A 16,714-nucleotide genomic window follows, 5' to 3' on the forward strand; every position below is an offset into this window, starting at 1 on the left:
ACGCAGCCCCCTCTCTCCCTGGAGAGTCCGTGCATGGTAGGCTGGGCGCCTAATAACTATTTCAGTAACGGTATCTCAGCAACGATACCTCAGGAGCCAAGCGAATGGGCATCGGTGAAGAACAGAGTTCGCGCTCTTCCCTGTTCAACCAATCCATCGAGAAGGCATTCGCCATCCTGGAGTTGTTCGGCGCCCAGCATAGCCAGCTGAGCCTTTCCGAGATCGCCCGACTCAGCGGCATGAGCATGGGCTCGGTGCAGCGCATTACCCATACGCTGGAGCAGCTGGGCTACCTTACCAAGGTGCCCGCTTCACGCAAGTACCGTATCGGCATCAAGATCCTGACCGTGGCCTCGCAGTACCTGGAAGCGGACCTGCTGGTGGACTGCGCCAACCCCTACCTCTCGGACCTCAGCAACCGCTGCCTCGAAACGGTCTCGTTGACCGAGCCCAGCGGGCTCGAGATGGTCTACGTGGCCCGTTTCACCAGCCGCCATTACATTCCCATCCACATGCCCATCGGCAGCCGGGTGCCCATGTACTGCACGGCTTCCGGGCGGGCCTACCTCTCAGCACATGATGAAACGACGATTCGTCGCTACCTGGAGGCCTCGGAGCTAATCCGCCATACCCCCGACACCGTGACGGATATCGATACCCTGCTGGAGATGATTCTGGCGTGTCGCAAGCGCGGCGTGGCCTGGAACAACGCTGAATACTTCCTGGGCGACATCAACGTCGCCGCCCCGGTACTCAATGGCTCAGGCGAGCCGGTAGCCGCGGTTCATGTCACCGCCCCCGGCAGCCGATGGACGCTCGATACCGCGCTCGAACGGCTGGCCCCGCCGCTGATCGAGTGCGCGCGGGCGATCACCAAGGCGGCTCGCACGCGGATTTGACCCCCCAAGCCTACTCCACCGCTTCGCGCTTGCGCACCACGTCGATCTGCTGCTGTTGCCGGGTCCACTTGCCCTGGGGCTTGTCGATGTACTGGAAGTACTCGTTGGTGAAATTGCCCTGGTTGCAGGTGGTGCGATAGCAGGCCGTGGGAACCTCATCGCGCGGCAGCACCTGGTTGAACACCCCCGGCCCGGTCAGCTCGAAGATGTTCTTGTCGGCCTCGTTCTCGATATTGGCGAGAATGGCTTTGCCGATGCGCTCGATGTGTGGGTTCTCCGGCCTGCTGGCGATGAAGTAGTTGCTGATGTCGCCACGCCGGGTCGTGACGTAAAGCTCATCCAGCTCGGGCCTGACGATCCGCGCCAGGGGCCACACCGCATGGGCGTCGATGTCCAGGTAGACCCCGCCGTGCTTCTGCAGCACCAGCACGCGCCAGAAATCGGCCTGGGCGGCCCCCACCTGCAGACGGGAGTAGGCCTCGTAGATGGCCGGCGAGAAATTCTCGCGGATGAAGGCCGCCCTGGCCTCGGTGACCATGAAGCGGTACTCGAACCCCGGCGCCATCAGGCGGTTGAACAGGTAGTTCAGGTAAACCGGCAGCGTCGCCTTGTCGGTGAAGTTGGTCTGCCAGATGATCCGTGGCACCTTGGCCTGTCGGCTCGGTTTCCACCACGGCGCGGCGCGCTCGGGGATGATGAAACGCTTGTCTGGGAAGACGTAATGGAAGCCATACGAAGCCACCTTGGTGATGTTGGCCAGCAGCTTGACCAGCCTGGCGAAGGCCAGAATGCCTGTGTTCTTCACTCTGCATCCTCTGATGGTGTCACGCTCGGCTGAAGCTTCGAGCGACCACTGCGATGAACCCCTCCATGGTGATTCGCCTCTGCTTGCCTCGAAACCGCACCGGCCTTCGCCTGGAACGGCTGCGATGGGCAGGCAGTGGCACCCCTACGACAGGGCCTCGGCCTGGCAGTTCCCCACGGCCTCACGACGAGAGAGACCTACCGCGCGCCAACGAGCGCACTCTAGCATGCCGATACGATCCACAAGCGAGAAAAAACAGAGGACGACTCAACGGACAACGGTCAGGCAAACGCGCCGGTTCATGCCGCGCCGGGCGGGTCGCCTAGGCGTGTCGGCGGCGATCCGGTAAACTGGCCGGTCAAATACCAAAATCGTGGAGCAGGGATGCAATGCAAAAGCGTTTCGCCTTTGTCATTTCCGATCTTTATGGCGGTGGCGCGCAAAAATCACTGCTTTATACTGCAGAAGGGCTGCGCCAGCGCGGCCATGCGGTGAAGGTGTTCACGCTTCGTGAGCGAATCGAGCACCGCATCCCCGAAGGCCTCGAAATCGTCAACCTGGCCGTCATCAATCGCTTTACCAAGGCTTTCAATACGAGCTGGGTAGAGAAATGGCAGGCGAGGAACATCGCCAAGGCCGTCAGCGATTTTCGCGCCGATACCGTGCTCTCCTGCTCCTGCGACAGGATCACCCGGCACATGCAGCACCCCAACCTGTACTTCTGGGTAAAAGGCGATTCCTCCGCGCAGCTGCGCCACTCTCCCAAGCGTGAAAAGGAGTTTGCCAAGCAGCGCCGTTATTACAGTGGACGTAAGATCATTGCCGTTTCCCACGGGGTGGAGAAAAACCTGCAGGAAGTGATCGGCATACGGCCCTCTCACATCCAGACCATCTACAACCCCTACGAGCGCCACCCCTTCCTGGAGATGGCCAAGGAGGAGGTCTCGGCTCCCTTTGCCGACTACTTCATCCATGTCGGCGCCTTTACCCACGTCAAGCGGCAGGACCGCCTGCTTCGCGCCTACGCGCGCAGCGGCATCGCAACACCGCTGGTGCTGCTCGGCAAGGGCGAAACCGAAGGGGAAATCAAGCAGCTGATCGCCGAACTGGGGCTCGAGGACAGGGTCACCATGCTCGGCTACCGCACCAACCCCTACCCCCTCATCCAGAAGGCCAAGGCGTTGGTCCTCACTTCCGACGCCGAAGGGCTGCCCCGCGTTCTCATCGAGGCGCTGCTGCTGCATACGCCGGTGATCAGCGTGGATTGCCCAAGCGGGCCCAGGGAGATTCTCACGGGGGAACTGACCGACTTTCTCGTCGGGCAAGAGGACGAAGCAGGCCTGGCGGATGCCATGGCCCGGATGGATGCCGCACCGGTCAAGATCGATGAGCGCTATTACCGGCAGTTCCTGACCGAAAACGTGCTTCCCCGGTTCGAGGCGCTATGAGCGGCGACATGACATGAAGCTACTCGACATACCCTTCAACGACCGCCACCGCCGCTACCTGATCTTCCAGGCCAGGGACCTTCCCGATCGACTCGTGCTTGCCAGCACCTCCACCACGGCGCAGTTTGAATCCATCGGCAGCAGTCGTTTCTTTACCTCGAGCGACGGTAACCTGGTCGCCAAGGTAGTGCCCGACAAGTACAGCAGGTGGCAGAGCCCGCTGAAGTGGTTAATGCGCGACTACCTCGAAAAGCGCTGGCTGGGGCAATGTGACGCGCGCGAGGAGTACGAAAGCCTGCAGATACTGAAGCAAGCGGGGCTGACCACCCCCCGCTGCCACGGCTGGGGCATCTCGCTCAATCCCGGCAACAGCAATGCCTCGCTACTGCTGACCGAACTCATTCACGACGCCCGCCCCGGCGGGGAAGTATTCGACGAGATAGACGAGGCGGATCGCCTGGCCTTCCTGGAGCGCTTCTGCACCGAAGTGGCCCAGCTCGCCAAGCTTGGCTACGTGCACCGCGACCTGCACTACAACAACCTGCTGATTCGGCATGACCAGACCATCGTGTGGATCGACGCCAATGTCAGGAAAATACGGGACAAACGGAACGATACATGGAGCGCGGTGAGAGCGGGCTTATCCGAAAGCAAGCTTCGCGGGGCCGACCATCTCGAAACCGTGAAAAGGATCTTGCAGGCGAAGCTGGGCCAGAGTACCGGCAACTCCTGAGGTGTTTTTAAGGAAAATCGCACAGTCAGCGAGACAAGGACTTCAAGAGGGCAACATGGCACGCTTCCTGTTTATCATCGACCAGCTCGCCAGCGGCGGCGCGCCTCGCTCCGTCATCAAGCTGACGCGCGCCCTGCTGGAACGGCAGCACCAGGTTACCCTCGTTTCGCTCCGTGATCCGGTGACGCTGCCGGTTCCAGAGGGGGCCAGCGTGCATGTCGTGCCGTTCACACCCAAGAGATTCTGGCAAAAGCAGCAGCGTTACAGACTGCACGCCGAGCGGCTCGATTCGTATCTCGACGAGCTGGGTGAAGCATTCGATCTGGTAGTCGCCAACCTCAACCATGCCCACCAGGTCTTGGCGCGCTCCAAGCTTTCATCCAAGGCCTGGCTGTGTATTCGCTCGGACCCTTGGCAGAGATTGATCTCACACAAGCAGGGCTGGCGGCGTGCCATCAAGCGGCACAAGGTGAAGGCGCTGTACAGAGACAAGCGAATCCTCACCCTGACCCAGGATAATTTACGCTCGCTGGACCGCATCGGCATCGAGCCTGCCAGAACCGAGGTCATACCGAACCTGGTGGAACTCGAGCACATACAGGAGAGAATGCTTGACGCCCTGCCAGAACCCGAACTGGAGCAGCGCGACTTCTGCCTCTTCGTCGGCCGGCTCAACATGCGCCAGAAACGGCTCGACAGGCTGCTGGAAGGCTACAAGGCGAGTGGCACCGAGATGCCATTGGTCATGGTAGGCGACGGAGACACCGGCGCCGTGGAGGAAGTGAAGAAGCGTGCCGCAGCACTCGGTATCGAAGAGCAGGTCATGCTGTTGGGAAGCCGCGACAACCCCTACCCCTACATGCGCCGGGCCCGCTTGTTGTTACTGGCTTCCGACTACGAAGGGCTACCCAACGTGATCATCGAAGCGCTGGCCTGCGGCACACCAGTGGTGAGCACCGATTGCCTCTCGGGCCCTCGCGACATCCTGCAGGGTGACCTGGCGAGAGGGCTGGTGACTCCCAAGGAAGACATCAAGAAGTTCGGGCAGGCGATAAGCGACCTGCTAGGCAACCCGCCCATCATCCGCCCGGAAGTGCTCGCACAGTATTCGCCTGGCTCAGTGGCTGACCGTTATCTCGAGCTTATCGAGGAGGAGAAGGCCGCCTCGCGATGAACCCGGCTCGAGAACACGCCCCAAAGCACCGCGAGCCAGAAGGCAAACATCATCACGCCGCTGTTGTGTTCCATGAAGGTCTGGGTCAAGCCAAAGTCAAGGTAGGTAACACTAAGCAGCGCCCCGGCAATTGCCACGGAGCGGGTTTCCAGGCTCTGATGACCGAATTGCTTCAGGAACTGGCGCATAGGGACCAGATAAAGCATCAATAACACTGCAAGCCCGATCACGCCACGCTTGGCCATGGCATCGAGGTACTCGTTGTGGGCATGGCCAAACCGAGTGACCCCTTCTCGGATCTCCCCGGCCTCCCCTAGCTCAATCAAGGCGGCGTGGTAGCCGTTGCTTCCCCAGCCGGTCAAGGGGCGTTCTTGTATCAGGGTAACGGCGCCCTTCCACATCTCGAAGCGATCACCCACCGAACTGCCCTTCTGGACACCCGCCCGGTATTCCGCCACGTCCTCGAATCCCTGATGGATACGCGACTGAACGCCCGTCTGGGGAATGCTGTAGACCGCCGCCGCTGCCAACACCACCGAGACCAGGATGGAAACTTTTACCCGCCTGGGCAGCAGGCGACCGTAGCCCCGGTAGAGCACCAGCAGCACGATGGGAAAGCCGATCCAGCCCCCGCGACTGCCCGAGAAGAGCGAGCCGAGAATGCCCCCCAGGGCGCCGACCAACAACAGTGCCACCCAGCCGGATCGCTGCCGCTGCTGCCATGCCCAGCCAAGCCCCGCCAGGCAGAACACCGCCAGCACCATGCACAGGTTGCCGAACTGGATCACGTGGGTGAAGCTGTCGGCGCGCTCCACGCCTTGCCATTTCTGCCACGAGGCCCAGCTTCCCGCCCCGATAGCGCCGATGGCAATGCCGCTCCACATCCATGCGAGGCGCGGCGGGTAGGCCATCACCAGCAGCATGGCGGGAACGGCCAGCAGAAAACGTAGCGGCTTGTCGAAGCCGCTCGAGCCCTGCCCGTCCAGCCAGGCTTCCACCATGCCCACGGCGGCATAGCCAACCAGCGCGGCAATTACCAGCCAATCCTGGCGCGTAAGGCCAAGCGACGGACGTGCCACCAGCAGCCAGCCACTGCCCAGCAGCAGCAATGCCGCCCCGGCCGAATAGCCGCTGGGCACCACCAAGGCAATGGCACCCAGCAGAAAAACAGCCAAGCTCGTGTAAGTGGTCAGGAAAACGGTTCTATCCGAGGTGCGGGGCAAGTGAGGCGTCACGCTATGGGCTTTCACGAGTCGGGAACTTGGCTGCTACAGGGCCCATTACCTTACCACATCCCGGCCCGCTCAATGGACCAGTAAACACGCGACTTATATGAGTTATCACGCATTCAAGAGACGCCAACTCCCGCTAGACCGCTGCCACACGGGTGGTTGGCGCCCCGCTCAATAGGCGTTAGGGTTGATGAACCCCTTGAAAATCGTCAGCCAGATAATTCGCAGGTCCAGCCACAACGACCAGTTGTCGATGTACCACAGATCGCATTCCACCCGGCGCTGCATCTTCTCCAGGGTGTCGGTCTCGCCTCGCAGCCCGTTGACCTGGGCCCAGCCGGTAATGCCCGGTTTCACCTTGTGGCGGCGCATGTAGGACTCGACAAGCTCCTTGTAGTGCTCGTTGTGTGCCAGCGCGTGCGGCCGCGGACCCACGATCGACATGCGCCCCTGCAGCACGTTGTAGAACTGAGGCAGCTCGTCCAGCGAGGTGCGGCGCAGGAAAGCCCCGATAGGGGTCAGCCGTGAATCGCCCTTGGTGGCCTGGGTCACCTGCCCGTTCGGCTCCTGGTGCACCCTCATCGAGCGAAACTTGTACACCTTGAACCGCTTGCCGTTCACTCCGGTACGGTACTGCTTGAAGAGCACCGGCCCACGGGAGGTGAGTTTGATCAAGACAGCGATGACAACGACGGCCGGCAGGGCGATCAGCGAGAACAGGGTGCCAAGGAGAATATCCTCCAGTCGCTTGACGACACGCGACACACCATCGATAGGCGTGACGCTGAGGTCAACAGCCAGGTGCCCTGCTACCTCGCTCATACGGTGGTTGAGCAGCTGCATGTCGGGAAAGTCGGGTATGAAGCGCACCTCCGCCGTATGGTTGCGAAGGGCAAAGAAGATCGAGCGCACCACCCCGCCCATCTCCAAAGGCACACAAATCCACACCTCCCGAGCGCCGGAATCCACTACCCGTTTGACCAGTCGTTCCAGGTAGATCTCATCGGGCATGCAGCTCATGCGCTCGATACCGGCGATCGAATAGCCTTCGGCGGGTGAAGCGCGCATGCCCTGGGCCACACTCACCAACTGCGGGCCGGGGCCAACGAGAAACACCGAGCGACGCGCCCCACCGCGCCGACGCACATGCCGCAGCAGCAACTGCACGGCGACACGCAACCCGGCGCACCCAATGAAGGAAAAGAGCAGCGTCATGCCCACCCACAGCCGCGAGTAACGCTCCGCGGTATGGGCGAAGTAGATCAACGACGTCACCACCGCCGCCACTACCATCCAGACGAACAGCAGCCGCATCAGCAGCGTGGTGATACGGGTGATCCGCCAGCGCGAGTAGCCGCCCTGGGCCATGTTCAGCACGATCACCAGCAGCCCCATGACCGCCATCGCCAGCCAGTAGCGGTCGTGATCGGGCGTTACTCCGAAGCGAACCCAATGGGCGAGAATGCCGGCACCGATCAAGGCGAAGAAATCGACGACCGGTACGATGAGCTGAGCGGGATACCGCTCGGCAAAGCTGACTGCCGTGTGCTTCATCGAAACGACTCCTTGTCACATCCATGGATGTGACAACGAACCGAAGCAAACGGCACTCGCAAAACCCTGGCGCAGCCATCACGAGACGACGCCGGCCGGCTCCCCCACCTTCCCTCTTGCATGTCACGCGTCCCCTACAATTCACTGAGCAACGCATTGAGCTGCCGTGCAAATGCGCTGCGCTTGCGGTGAATACGCTCTGCGGCGCTTGATCCACCCTGCGGCCAACGGCTGGTGTCGAGAATGGCCGACACCAGCTGCGGCACGCGCTCAAAAGCGGACACATTGTACATGCGTAGGAAGGCTTCGGCGGTATCCAATTGATGGTCGTTGCGATGTTCGCCCAGGCTCGCCTGGCGCGGCAGCAGAATCAGCGGCTTGCCCGCCTCCAGACAGGCGATGATGTTACCCATGCCGGCATGGGTCACCACCAGGTCCGCCGCCTCGAACCGCGCCAGGAACTCCTCGCTCGGGAAGAGTGGCCGGGCATGCACGTTGGGCCACTCGGCAAGCGCCTCCAGCCTGGCTCCGGGACCCGCCTGCAAGGTGAGCTGCCATTGCGGCCGTTGACGGGCCACCTGCTCCACTGCCTGCTGCAGGCGGGGAAATGCCAGTTGGGTACCGGCAGTGAACAGCAGCTTCATAGCAGGCTGCCCAAGTGGCGTACGCGCTTTGTGGCAAGCTCGGGCCACTGGGTGAGTACCTGGGTGGCGAACAGGCACGCGGCTCGGCCGGAAAGAGACAACTGCCGGCTATTGGCAATGCTATCCACCCAGATTGTCTTGCGCCCCATCAGAAAACCGGCGAACAGGATCAGCAGGCCAGGGGCCGCGCCGGTGCTGACGATCAGGTCGGGCCGGCTTTTCCGCACGATGCTCATGGCACGGGGCAATTGGCGAGCCCCACACCACAGCTCGCGAACGTTGAAATCATCCAGGTAGAAATTGGCCGACGAGTTCTGCTCCCTGGATGTGGAAACGAACAGGCGCTCGTCGCATTCGATCAACTCGGCCAATCGCTTCAGCTGAGCCCAATGCCCGCCGAAGGAAGCGGCAAACAACACCCTCATCGCGGCAGCTCTGCCCTGCCGTGTCGGGTCGTCACCAGCCGGAATCGCTGTCCCACCTTCACTGCCTTGAGATAAGCGAGCACCAGCAGCGCCCAGGCACGCTCACGCCAGGTCATGTCCCGCCGGGTAACCAGCGAGGCCATATCGCCAACGAGATTACCCAGCACACGCCGCAAGCCACCGAATACGCCGCGCTCCTGGTACAGCGCCTGGCTGCCGGAGGCTACGCGGCGGGCCTTGCCGGCAAGCGCGGCAATAGAGGAACGCGCGGGATGGCGCACCACGGCAATTTCACAGAACAACAGCCGATGACCACGCGAAGTGGCACGCCGGGTCCACTCGAAATCGCCACCAGACATCAAGCCGGAATCGAACACTCCCACCTCATCGAACACCTCACGGCGCACGAACAGGTTCGCCGTGACCGACACCCCGTTGGCCACGTTCTGCCGCTGCCGAAAGGCGAAGGCCTTCTCGAAGCATTCAGCGGGCGTCAAGCGAGATGCGGCGTAGCTCAGCTCGATATTCCCCGCCACCAGCCCAACGTCGGGGTTGGCTTGCAAGCACTCAATCCCAGCTTGTAGCCAGCCGGGAGCGGCCATGCAATCCGCATCGAGAAACACGAGTACATCACCACGAGCCTCGGCAATACCGCGATTGCGCGCCGCGTAGGAGCCTGGGGCCGGCTCATGAAGTAGTCGAGCATTGCCGGGCAGCGTCAAATCACACGGCTGGGTCTCGCCAGCATTCTCCACAATGAGGATTTCAAACTCTTGCGCCGGCAGGGTCTGATCTACCATAGCATCGAGGCAGGAGCGCAAGGCGTGCCAATCACGGTAGGTAGGTACGATGATAGAGACGACAACTTCTGGCATATCGACCTTCATGCGTGCCCTTCGCCCGCCGCAGGGCACGTCGAACTCTTGCTCTCTCCTTCACGCGCCATGTCAATTGCAGAGAGGCAGGCAAGGATATCAGGCAGCAGCGCTATGGCATCGGCATATCGCTGCTTGTTGAAGTTCTGTTCAAAAGCACTGCAACAAGCACAAAGGCGGATGCGTGCCGTGGGTGTATTCTGCAAGGATTCACGTATTTCCGACGCTTCGGCCAATAGTTCATCAAGCTTCGGTAGCCATGACTCAGCATGTGGTACCCCCACACCGATCGGTTCCAGTGCCCAGTTGCCGAAGTGAGCCTGAATTAGCTCTCCTGTTTCCGACACAAAGCTGAGGTCCCTTGGTACACCAGGATTGAGCAACACTAAAGGAAGAAGATTCAAGTTTTCAAGAAGATCCTCGAAACGTCCCTTGATCCGTTCTAGGGCGGGCAGATGATCATCATCAGCTACGACTATCAATCGCTCAAACATCGGCAAACCCAAACGATGCTGCAGGAGAGGATGTGAACGCTGGTAGCGATTCACCAGTGTTTTATCAGGCTCTACCTTCCAATACTTAGCCAACCACTCTACTTCTATTTTCGATGCAACGGAGCTGCTAGGGTCGTACCAGTCCGGCAAGCGGAACAAGTGAACATCGAAACCATCCATCTCCCCAATGTACACAAGCTCAGGAGCCGGCAGCCGATGACCGGACGCAGACGATAATATATCCGCCTCGCTCATCGCCGCTTTGCGATACCGCTTGCCGAATATTTTCAGCAGGTACCGTTCAGTCTCTTCCTCCTCTGTCTTTACCTCGACATCGAAAGTCAACAGATCCGCCAGGCCGCTCTGCTTCCAACGACATTCTACTTGAATACCATCGTACAGCTCATGACCTTTAACCTCTGCAAGGATCGGTAGAAGCAGATCACAATTTTCACTCAAGGAAAGAAAGTTCCAGAATTTCCTGTTACGGGTGTGTTCCGGCATCTTTTCCAGGCGATGACCAGTAAAAAAGATGGCATTGATCTGGAGACGCTTGTCATTGAGCCATATCGCATCCTTTAGCACACCATCGAGCCGGTTCAAGAGCTGCCTTGACAGCAGCAAGCTGATGAGCGCCACCATGAAACTGACGCCTTCCCATAACAGAAAATCCACCACCATAAAGGCGAACAACATCATGAAGCCAATGCCAGAAAGCAGCCCTATCAGGGTTCCCGCCTTCTGTTGCAGTTCGCTGCGCGCTTCGACGCGATGACCCAGCAATGCCACGAAAGTTGAAGCGGCCACAACATAACTCACAATGGCAAGGAGAAAGCCCGGATAAACAAGGGCAAAAAGTAAAATTAGCACTACCGACAGAGCTCCGGTAGCCAAGCCAGCCGCCAGTTTCTGATAGGCTTGGCTCGCGACTTCGTCCTGGTTGGTGAACAGGACCAGCTTGTGAGTGCCTGCCACCACGCCGGCCGCTCCTTTTTCCGCCATGTAGCTCAACAACCTTTCTGATGAGAGCGAAACGGCATAGAAAAACACAGTTGCAAGACTAAGGGCAATGACCAGAAAATCTCGGTCTAAAGCAGCCCATGAGTCTGGAAAGTAGCGCGGGGTGCCCGTCGAACCTATCAAAATAATGACTTTCAGCGGCAAGAAGAAAGCCAACATACGGGAAAATTGGCTTACCAGGGTCAGCGCAACGAGTGTCAGCGTGGGCAGAGGCACAAGCTTGAAAAACTTCTTGAGAACTGCTGCCGACCAGTACAGGTGGCGTAGCGCAACGCGATAAAACCACATCAGGTATCACACCTAAAAAACATATGCCTTACCCTTCAACTCAGCTGCCAAAATGGCCGAATACCATCGTGAGGGAAGAACAACGGTTTCACCTCTTCCTGGCGGGGAATTTCCAACTGCTCAAGCTCACCCATTTTCCCATATCGGAAAAGATAGGCGTAATAGATAGGGTAGAAGCGCTCGGTATCGAATGCATCGATCTGTTGAAAGGGCCATTCCTTCTCCATATACGAAAGCAACCACTCCATTGCCTTGCGTAAGCCCTGCCCTTGTGGCCCTTCGAATGTCCAGAGATCCTCACCGCATGAGTCGGCCAACTGCGCCAAGTGGATCCACCCCTGCAGGTTGAAGCAACAGTAGTGAGCGGTGGTGGTACGCTTCAGCTCCTCGGGCTGGCTACCGTCGGCAGCGAACTGGTGCACGATGCGAAAACGGCAGTCTCTCAGCGTATGGCGCAGCAACGTATCCTCTCCGAGAAACGCGGCAATGGCACCAACCTGTAGGTCGTAGTAGGTGCCATGGTTGTTCTGCGCTGCGCGCTCCTTCAAGCCCTGCGGGCTGGTACACAGCCAGTGCAGGTATTTTGATAGCCACTCCCTTAGCGTATTCGATTCGCTCTGATTCAACTTACCACGCTGCTCCAGTAGTCTCACGGCATCCAGGAAGTAGTAAAAATCCTTAGCCTCGATGATGCCGGAACTGCTGCCCCGGTTCTTGTTCCACCCCTTCCTCACCTGGGCATAATCGAGATGAGGCGCCATCGCTGTTTCTGGGTCTAGGAACCAGGTACGAACGAGGCTTGCCGCATGAGCGTCGTACCGCTCATTCTGGCCGACGCCCCCAGCCAAGGTTAGAACGAAGGTGTCATCGAAAAGCCGCTGCAAGCGCGTGCGGTCGTAATTATCGCTTAGCGGTTCATAGAGCCGCGTGCCGGGAACGCGCTTGCCATCCCTGCGTATATAAGGCAGCCCCGGAATGGGAAGCGGAATGGGCCAGAAATACGGTGCGGGGTGCCAGTAGTCGTGAGGATTCTTGCTCGGAGGAAGCGTCTTTTTATCGACGACCGAAAAGGGCCCGCGAGCTAGCGCTTCATCCGCCGCGCTTATCAGGCTTCGCCTTAGAGTCTCGCTTGCAATGCCATTCGATGCCACTTCGGCCACATAGCACGGACGACTCGGGTCGTAGCGAGATTGGTGTCCTTCTCCATCGAGTCTATCGAGCAGATTCGCGATGGCTTCGTTACGCGCCAAGCCACGGTCGACAAGACCACTTTTTCCTTTTTCCAGATGGCCTTGACCCGAGAAAAGCCGCGCTACCCATCCTGCCGTAGCGAATGCGCCAGCGTCCTCTGAATAGTCAGGACATGGGATATCCCATGGCTCGATATGCCAATGGTCCCATTTGCCGGGTATGCCGAGCCGCCAGAACAGCTCTACCTTGGGGCGGCGGCCATAGTAGCACGCTTCATCGAACTCCTCGGTGCTATCACACCTGAAGATCATTTGCGGTTCTTCATCAGCATGTGGGCGATAACCTTTCTCCAGCAAGCTCTCGTTGCTGGAAATTCGTGCCATCGGAACGATAAAATAGCGGCACTCTGGTTGCGATTCAATACTCGCTACAAGTTCATTCCAGGCCACATCCGTAAGGAAGCAATTGCCATCCCAAGGCAACACCCATCTGGCTTGATCCTTCCCTGCTCTGAGCGCCACGTTCCGCGCTCCGTTATTATTCATCACATAGTTATTCTTATGGCGGTACAGCCGCATCCATATGCGGCTCTGTTGAGGAGCGGTCAACTGAGAGAATAGTTTTCCAGTTGGTAAAAAACCGCTTGGCACCCCCTCGACATCCAGTGGCAGAGCCTGGTATACATCAAGGTGAAACGGTATATGTATATATTCGACATTGGCAGCTTCCAGCATACCAATTATCTTCTTTTCTTCATCGGGATCGACAATACGGTTGACAATAAAGCGCTTAACGCAACCTTCTAACTTCGGCTCATTCTTGAGGATAAATTCCAAATTTTTCCGTGACTGCCCTTTCTCGTGCCGAGGAACAAGATCGTTACCAACTATGCGATAAAGAACAAACTCGCTTTCAAAATTATTTAGGCAAAATTGTCTTTCTTGAACCTCATCACGAGATATGGTTTTTTTCCTTTTTACCTGCCTTTCTGCCGGAGTAGTGACCTTAATGTTATGAAACAGTCTAAACTGAAAATCTCGCTTAATTTTTTTAAAATAATTCAACACAACTGGCATCCTGAACCAAAGTCAATAAACCTACGATTCCATCAGCATCATCGAGACTTCACTTCTCAACCTGCCAAGGTCCTCTGTCCAATGATCGGAAATACTCGGGTCATAAGTCTCAAATCTCTCAAGCCAATCCTCATTGTAAAAATTGTTCTTCCAGAAGCCATCCTTCAATTCAGAGATAGCAACTCTTAGTGTGACCGAGTTTTTTACAAAGCCGTAGTAATCTTCTCGAATATTGTCGAGCTCAAATAGTTGATAGACTTTCACCCCATCATGAAGAAGATCAATTACCACGGAAGAATTTGGAACCAAAGCGATATGATCATACTCAGGTACAACATCATGCACATGAACACGACCATTTAGAAAGGAAAAATCATTTTCTTGCGAGCGAGGATGTTTCTTGATAGCGACACTTTCCACATCGGCATTGTATTGGCATAAATTTACCACCTCCTCCACTTTTTCCTTAAGAAAAGTAGAGCTCAGATAAATTACCACCCTCACCTTATCCGGCGAAGCATCCGTTATTTCCTTAAAAGAGGCGGATCCCTCCTCCCTTGGTATGATGTATGTCGCCCCCTCGATCTTACCTATTTCCGCATAAGTGTCTAATGACTTTTTATTGCGCAATATGGAAATCTCGAAATCCAAAGCAGGAAAGTCTTTGGTCACTTCGGCATGCTGCACATATATCCTGGGAACGCCTTGTAGCTTCATTACCATCGAGAGCGCTACGGATATATCGGTATGATCGTTGGCAAAAATGGACACCTTCGGCTTCTCATTCGCTCGACTGAAATATACCAGCAGCCGGTAATACGCACTCGCGAATCGAATAAGAAACCTAAGCGAGGTAGGGTTAACTTTTATGCGCCATAGATATACGAGGCAGCAACAAAGCAGCACGAATCTGACAAAAATATGGTAAAGATCGTTCTTTCCCTTTTTTGCTGGATAAAACGACACGTTTTTTTCTTTAGCGTAAGTCAACAAGTCAGCAGCTTCAGTGCCAGCCATCAACTTTTGCAAAAATAAAAACTCTCTTTCATTATTTCTTGTGCTGCCGCAGTATAAAGCCTCTGGAACAGGCCCAACATAGCGCTTGTGGCGTGATAGAAAAAATTCTCTGAATAAATAACCCGCCGCTACCAATCGAGGCAGACGTGAGGAGTTGAGTCGCTTGTATTTTTCTTCCGCCTCGATTCGCACATGATATACCGGCACATCACCGAATCGAATAATCTTGAAGTTTTTCTCAAGCCCATAAAAAAACAAACGTACGGCATAGTACAATTTATGCATCGATGTTATTCGCCACTATATTCATTAATGATTGCCCTACATCCAAGGCAACACCACCTTTTTTTGCGACTTCTGCAGCGAAAATTTTTCCTATGAACCCGGCAGAAATAAAGAAGACGACACCTGGACCCGCCAGACTTCTGATCTGATCAAGGTAGTTTTCATAAACATAAGGCAGAGGCTGCGTGGCTTCCGAACAACTGAACTTCTCTGCCTTCAGGAGGCGGTGTGTTGGCAATTCTATATATGTAGCATGAGGCAAGTCTTCAAAGACCGATTGTAGATACTCTCTCTTTGCACCCGAAATAAAAACGACACGCCGAGCGAGCTTAGCAAGTTTTGTAATGTATTCCCTGTCAAACAGATACAAGTTTATCTGTCCTTCTGTGACATGGGCACGGCCATTATATATCTTCAGATAACCATGGCAGAGCGTGAACAGCCTACAAAGCAGAGCATTGTTGAAAATACTATAGTCGCGATTGATGCTCAGCTCATCGATAAATCTGAATACACTAGGAATTCCGACCAAGTCATGTTCAGGCAAGCTTCGCCTGAAATTTTCTTGGATTGTATTCCTCAGCTCAGGAGACAGTACTTCTCCCCACCAATGGAGCTCCTGCCGCTCCACATCGAAGGGGCAAGGTAAGACATCAGGAAACCCATAGCCTTCACCATCATTAAGGCGCACGAAGGAAAAAGGTTGTTGTAGTTGAATTTTCTCTTCGATACTTCGCTTTATCTTAACAAACTTACCACTCTTAATTTGGCAATCAAGAGAGTTCTTTTCGTTGGGTATGGCTTCCAACAAGCCCAGCAAGTATAGTTTATATTCTTTAGACAAAGTTTTATCTAGTTGACAGAAATCACTTTCAATCTCTTTATAAACCACCGAACCATCTTGAACAAGCCTACCTTCCCAGTACTTGGCCTTCACTAAAGCGGGTGGCGACATCTGATGCAAGTACTTTTTTTTCAAATCAAAAAAAACATTACTTTCACCTTCAGCCGAAGCCTTACGCAAGACCTTTAGGACATCATGGATAGTAATTTTATCTATCAAGCCAGCGCTAGAAAATGCCTCGCAAGCTTGGGATGGCGGTAATTTTTTAACTATGAGAGAAATCAATAAACGTCTATATTCACTTTTATTCTTGACACTATTTTTTTGTTTTTTATAGAAGCTTACGAACTGATCCATCTCCTCAGACACAATAGGAGATGGCGAAGACAAAGCCTTATGAAGCCCTATTAAATTATTCAGTTCATCATGTAATGCTTTATTATTAGCGATAACATCATAGGCAGGGCTTCGCAAATTGCGTAAATGTGAAAGTGCTTCCCACAATACTCTCAAGGAGACATTTTTTTTCCTTTGGAAAGTTATAAAAAGAGCTCCTGGATCGTTGCTTTTGTCTATTTTTTTCGCAATTCGCGCCCCCTCTTTAGCTATGATGGCTTTAGCAAACCTGACAACATGGCGATATAGATTTGATGGTGTGATATTCATACACCCAAACCTTCTAGAAAATAACAGTGTACTGAGAATATAAA

14 protein-coding genes are annotated in these 16,714 nt (G+C 55.8%); 4 read left to right on the forward strand and 10 right to left on the reverse strand.

Going from position 1 to position 16,714, the window contains the following annotated elements:
• Positions 1 to 104: 104 nt before the first annotated feature.
• Positions 105 to 899: an IclR family transcriptional regulator gene (locus tag I4484_RS11695; protein ID WP_197447476.1), complete on the forward strand. Its 795-nt coding sequence runs from the start codon at positions 105 to 107 to the stop codon at positions 897 to 899.
• Between the two features lie 10 nt (positions 900 to 909).
• On the opposite strand, the gene I4484_RS11700 is transcribed toward I4484_RS11695, so the two are convergent.
• Positions 910 to 1,704: a glycosyltransferase family 32 protein gene (locus I4484_RS11700; protein WP_197447477.1), complete on the reverse strand. Its 795-nt coding sequence runs from the start codon at positions 1,702 to 1,704 to the stop codon at positions 910 to 912.
• 389 nt (positions 1,705 to 2,093) lie between these two features.
• Here I4484_RS11700 and I4484_RS11705 point away from each other — a divergent pair, with 389 nt between their 5' ends.
• From I4484_RS11705 to I4484_RS11715, 3 genes are read left to right on the forward strand one after another with little or no spacing between them, the layout of a single operon-like run.
• Positions 2,094 to 3,152 carry a glycosyltransferase gene (locus tag I4484_RS11705; protein ID WP_197447478.1) on the forward strand — a complete coding sequence of 353 codons (1,059 nt, stop codon included), beginning with the start codon at positions 2,094 to 2,096 and terminating at the stop codon, positions 3,150 to 3,152.
• Between the two features lie 13 nt (positions 3,153 to 3,165).
• Positions 3,166 to 3,885: a lipopolysaccharide kinase InaA family protein gene (locus I4484_RS11710; protein WP_197447479.1), complete on the forward strand. Its 720-nt coding sequence runs from the start codon at positions 3,166 to 3,168 to the stop codon at positions 3,883 to 3,885.
• Between the two features lie 55 nt (positions 3,886 to 3,940).
• Positions 3,941 to 5,059: a glycosyltransferase gene (locus I4484_RS11715; protein WP_197447480.1), complete on the forward strand. Its 1,119-nt coding sequence runs from the start codon at positions 3,941 to 3,943 to the stop codon at positions 5,057 to 5,059.
• On the opposite strand, the gene I4484_RS11720 is transcribed toward I4484_RS11715, so the two are convergent.
• The 9 genes from I4484_RS11720 to I4484_RS11760 form a co-directional block, all read right to left on the reverse strand.
• Positions 5,017 to 6,234 (reverse strand): O-antigen ligase, encoded by a 1,218-nt coding sequence (locus I4484_RS11720; RefSeq protein WP_234283480.1) that lies wholly within the window; start codon positions 6,232 to 6,234, stop codon positions 5,017 to 5,019. The genes I4484_RS11715 and I4484_RS11720 overlap by 43 nt on opposite strands.
• Positions 6,235 to 6,462: 228 nt before the next feature.
• Entirely contained in the window at positions 6,463 to 7,845 is a 1,383-nt protein-coding gene (locus I4484_RS11725) for an undecaprenyl-phosphate glucose phosphotransferase (RefSeq protein WP_197447481.1), read from the reverse strand.
• Positions 7,846 to 7,979: 134 nt separating this feature from the next.
• On the reverse strand, positions 7,980 to 8,489 hold the full coding sequence (locus I4484_RS11730; RefSeq protein ID WP_197447482.1) for a glycosyltransferase: 510 nt from the start codon (positions 8,487 to 8,489) through the stop codon (positions 7,980 to 7,982).
• Complete coding sequence (locus I4484_RS11735) at positions 8,486 to 8,914, reverse strand: oligosaccharide biosynthesis protein Alg14 (protein ID WP_234283479.1); 429 nt, start codon at positions 8,912 to 8,914, stop codon at positions 8,486 to 8,488. Before I4484_RS11735 ends, I4484_RS11730 begins: the two co-directional genes overlap by 4 nt.
• A complete protein-coding gene (locus I4484_RS11740) occupies positions 8,911 to 9,801 on the reverse strand; it encodes a glycosyltransferase family 2 protein (protein ID WP_197447483.1) in 891 nt (296 codons plus the stop codon). The genes I4484_RS11735 and I4484_RS11740 overlap by 4 nt, the downstream gene beginning before the upstream one ends.
• On the reverse strand, positions 9,798 to 11,591 hold the full coding sequence (locus I4484_RS11745) for a hypothetical protein (protein WP_197447484.1): 1,794 nt from the start codon (positions 11,589 to 11,591) through the stop codon (positions 9,798 to 9,800). The genes I4484_RS11740 and I4484_RS11745 overlap by 4 nt, the downstream gene beginning before the upstream one ends.
• 35 nt (positions 11,592 to 11,626) lie before the next feature.
• Entirely contained in the window at positions 11,627 to 13,849 is a 2,223-nt protein-coding gene (locus tag I4484_RS11750) for an alginate lyase family protein (RefSeq protein ID WP_197447485.1), read from the reverse strand.
• A gap of 30 nt (positions 13,850 to 13,879) precedes the next feature.
• On the reverse strand, positions 13,880 to 15,160 hold the full coding sequence (locus I4484_RS11755) for a hypothetical protein (RefSeq protein ID WP_197447486.1): 1,281 nt from the start codon (positions 15,158 to 15,160) through the stop codon (positions 13,880 to 13,882).
• On the reverse strand, positions 15,153 to 16,670 hold the full coding sequence (locus I4484_RS11760; RefSeq protein ID WP_197447487.1) for a hypothetical protein: 1,518 nt from the start codon (positions 16,668 to 16,670) through the stop codon (positions 15,153 to 15,155). The genes I4484_RS11755 and I4484_RS11760 overlap by 8 nt, the downstream gene beginning before the upstream one ends.
• Between the last annotated feature and the right edge of the window lie 44 nt (positions 16,671 to 16,714).

Source organism: Halomonas sp. SS10-MC5, from assembly GCF_015992245.1.
In the GTDB taxonomy this organism is placed as follows: domain Bacteria; phylum Pseudomonadota; class Gammaproteobacteria; order Pseudomonadales; family Halomonadaceae; genus Halomonas; species Halomonas sulfidoxydans.

What these genes read in the sequence shown, in the direction of transcription:
- I4484_RS11695 (WP_197447476.1), top strand. Translation starts at nt 105, where the DNA reads ATGGGCATCGGTGAAGAACAGAGTTCGCGCTCTTCCCTGTTCAACCAA.
- I4484_RS11705 (WP_197447478.1), top strand. Translation starts at nt 2,094, where the DNA reads ATGCAAAAGCGTTTCGCCTTTGTCATTTCCGATCTTTATGGCGGTGGC.
- I4484_RS11710 (WP_197447479.1), top strand. Translation starts at nt 3,166, where the DNA reads ATGAAGCTACTCGACATACCCTTCAACGACCGCCACCGCCGCTACCTG.
- I4484_RS11715 (WP_197447480.1), top strand. Translation starts at nt 3,941, where the DNA reads ATGGCACGCTTCCTGTTTATCATCGACCAGCTCGCCAGCGGCGGCGCG.
- I4484_RS11725 (WP_197447481.1), bottom strand. Translation starts at nt 7,845, where the DNA reads ATGAAGCACACGGCAGTCAGCTTTGCCGAGCGGTATCCCGCTCAGCTC.
- I4484_RS11730 (WP_197447482.1), bottom strand. Translation starts at nt 8,489, where the DNA reads ATGAAGCTGCTGTTCACTGCCGGTACCCAACTGGCATTTCCCCGCCTG.
- I4484_RS11735 (WP_234283479.1), bottom strand. Translation starts at nt 8,914, where the DNA reads ATGAGGGTGTTGTTTGCCGCTTCCTTCGGCGGGCATTGGGCTCAGCTG.
- I4484_RS11740 (WP_197447483.1), bottom strand. Translation starts at nt 9,801, where the DNA reads ATGAAGGTCGATATGCCAGAAGTTGTCGTCTCTATCATCGTACCTACC.
- I4484_RS11745 (WP_197447484.1), bottom strand. Translation starts at nt 11,591, where the DNA reads ATGTGGTTTTATCGCGTTGCGCTACGCCACCTGTACTGGTCGGCAGCA.
- I4484_RS11755 (WP_197447486.1), bottom strand. Translation starts at nt 15,160, where the DNA reads ATGCATAAATTGTACTATGCCGTACGTTTGTTTTTTTATGGGCTTGAG.
- I4484_RS11760 (WP_197447487.1), bottom strand. Translation starts at nt 16,670, where the DNA reads ATGAATATCACACCATCAAATCTATATCGCCATGTTGTCAGGTTTGCT.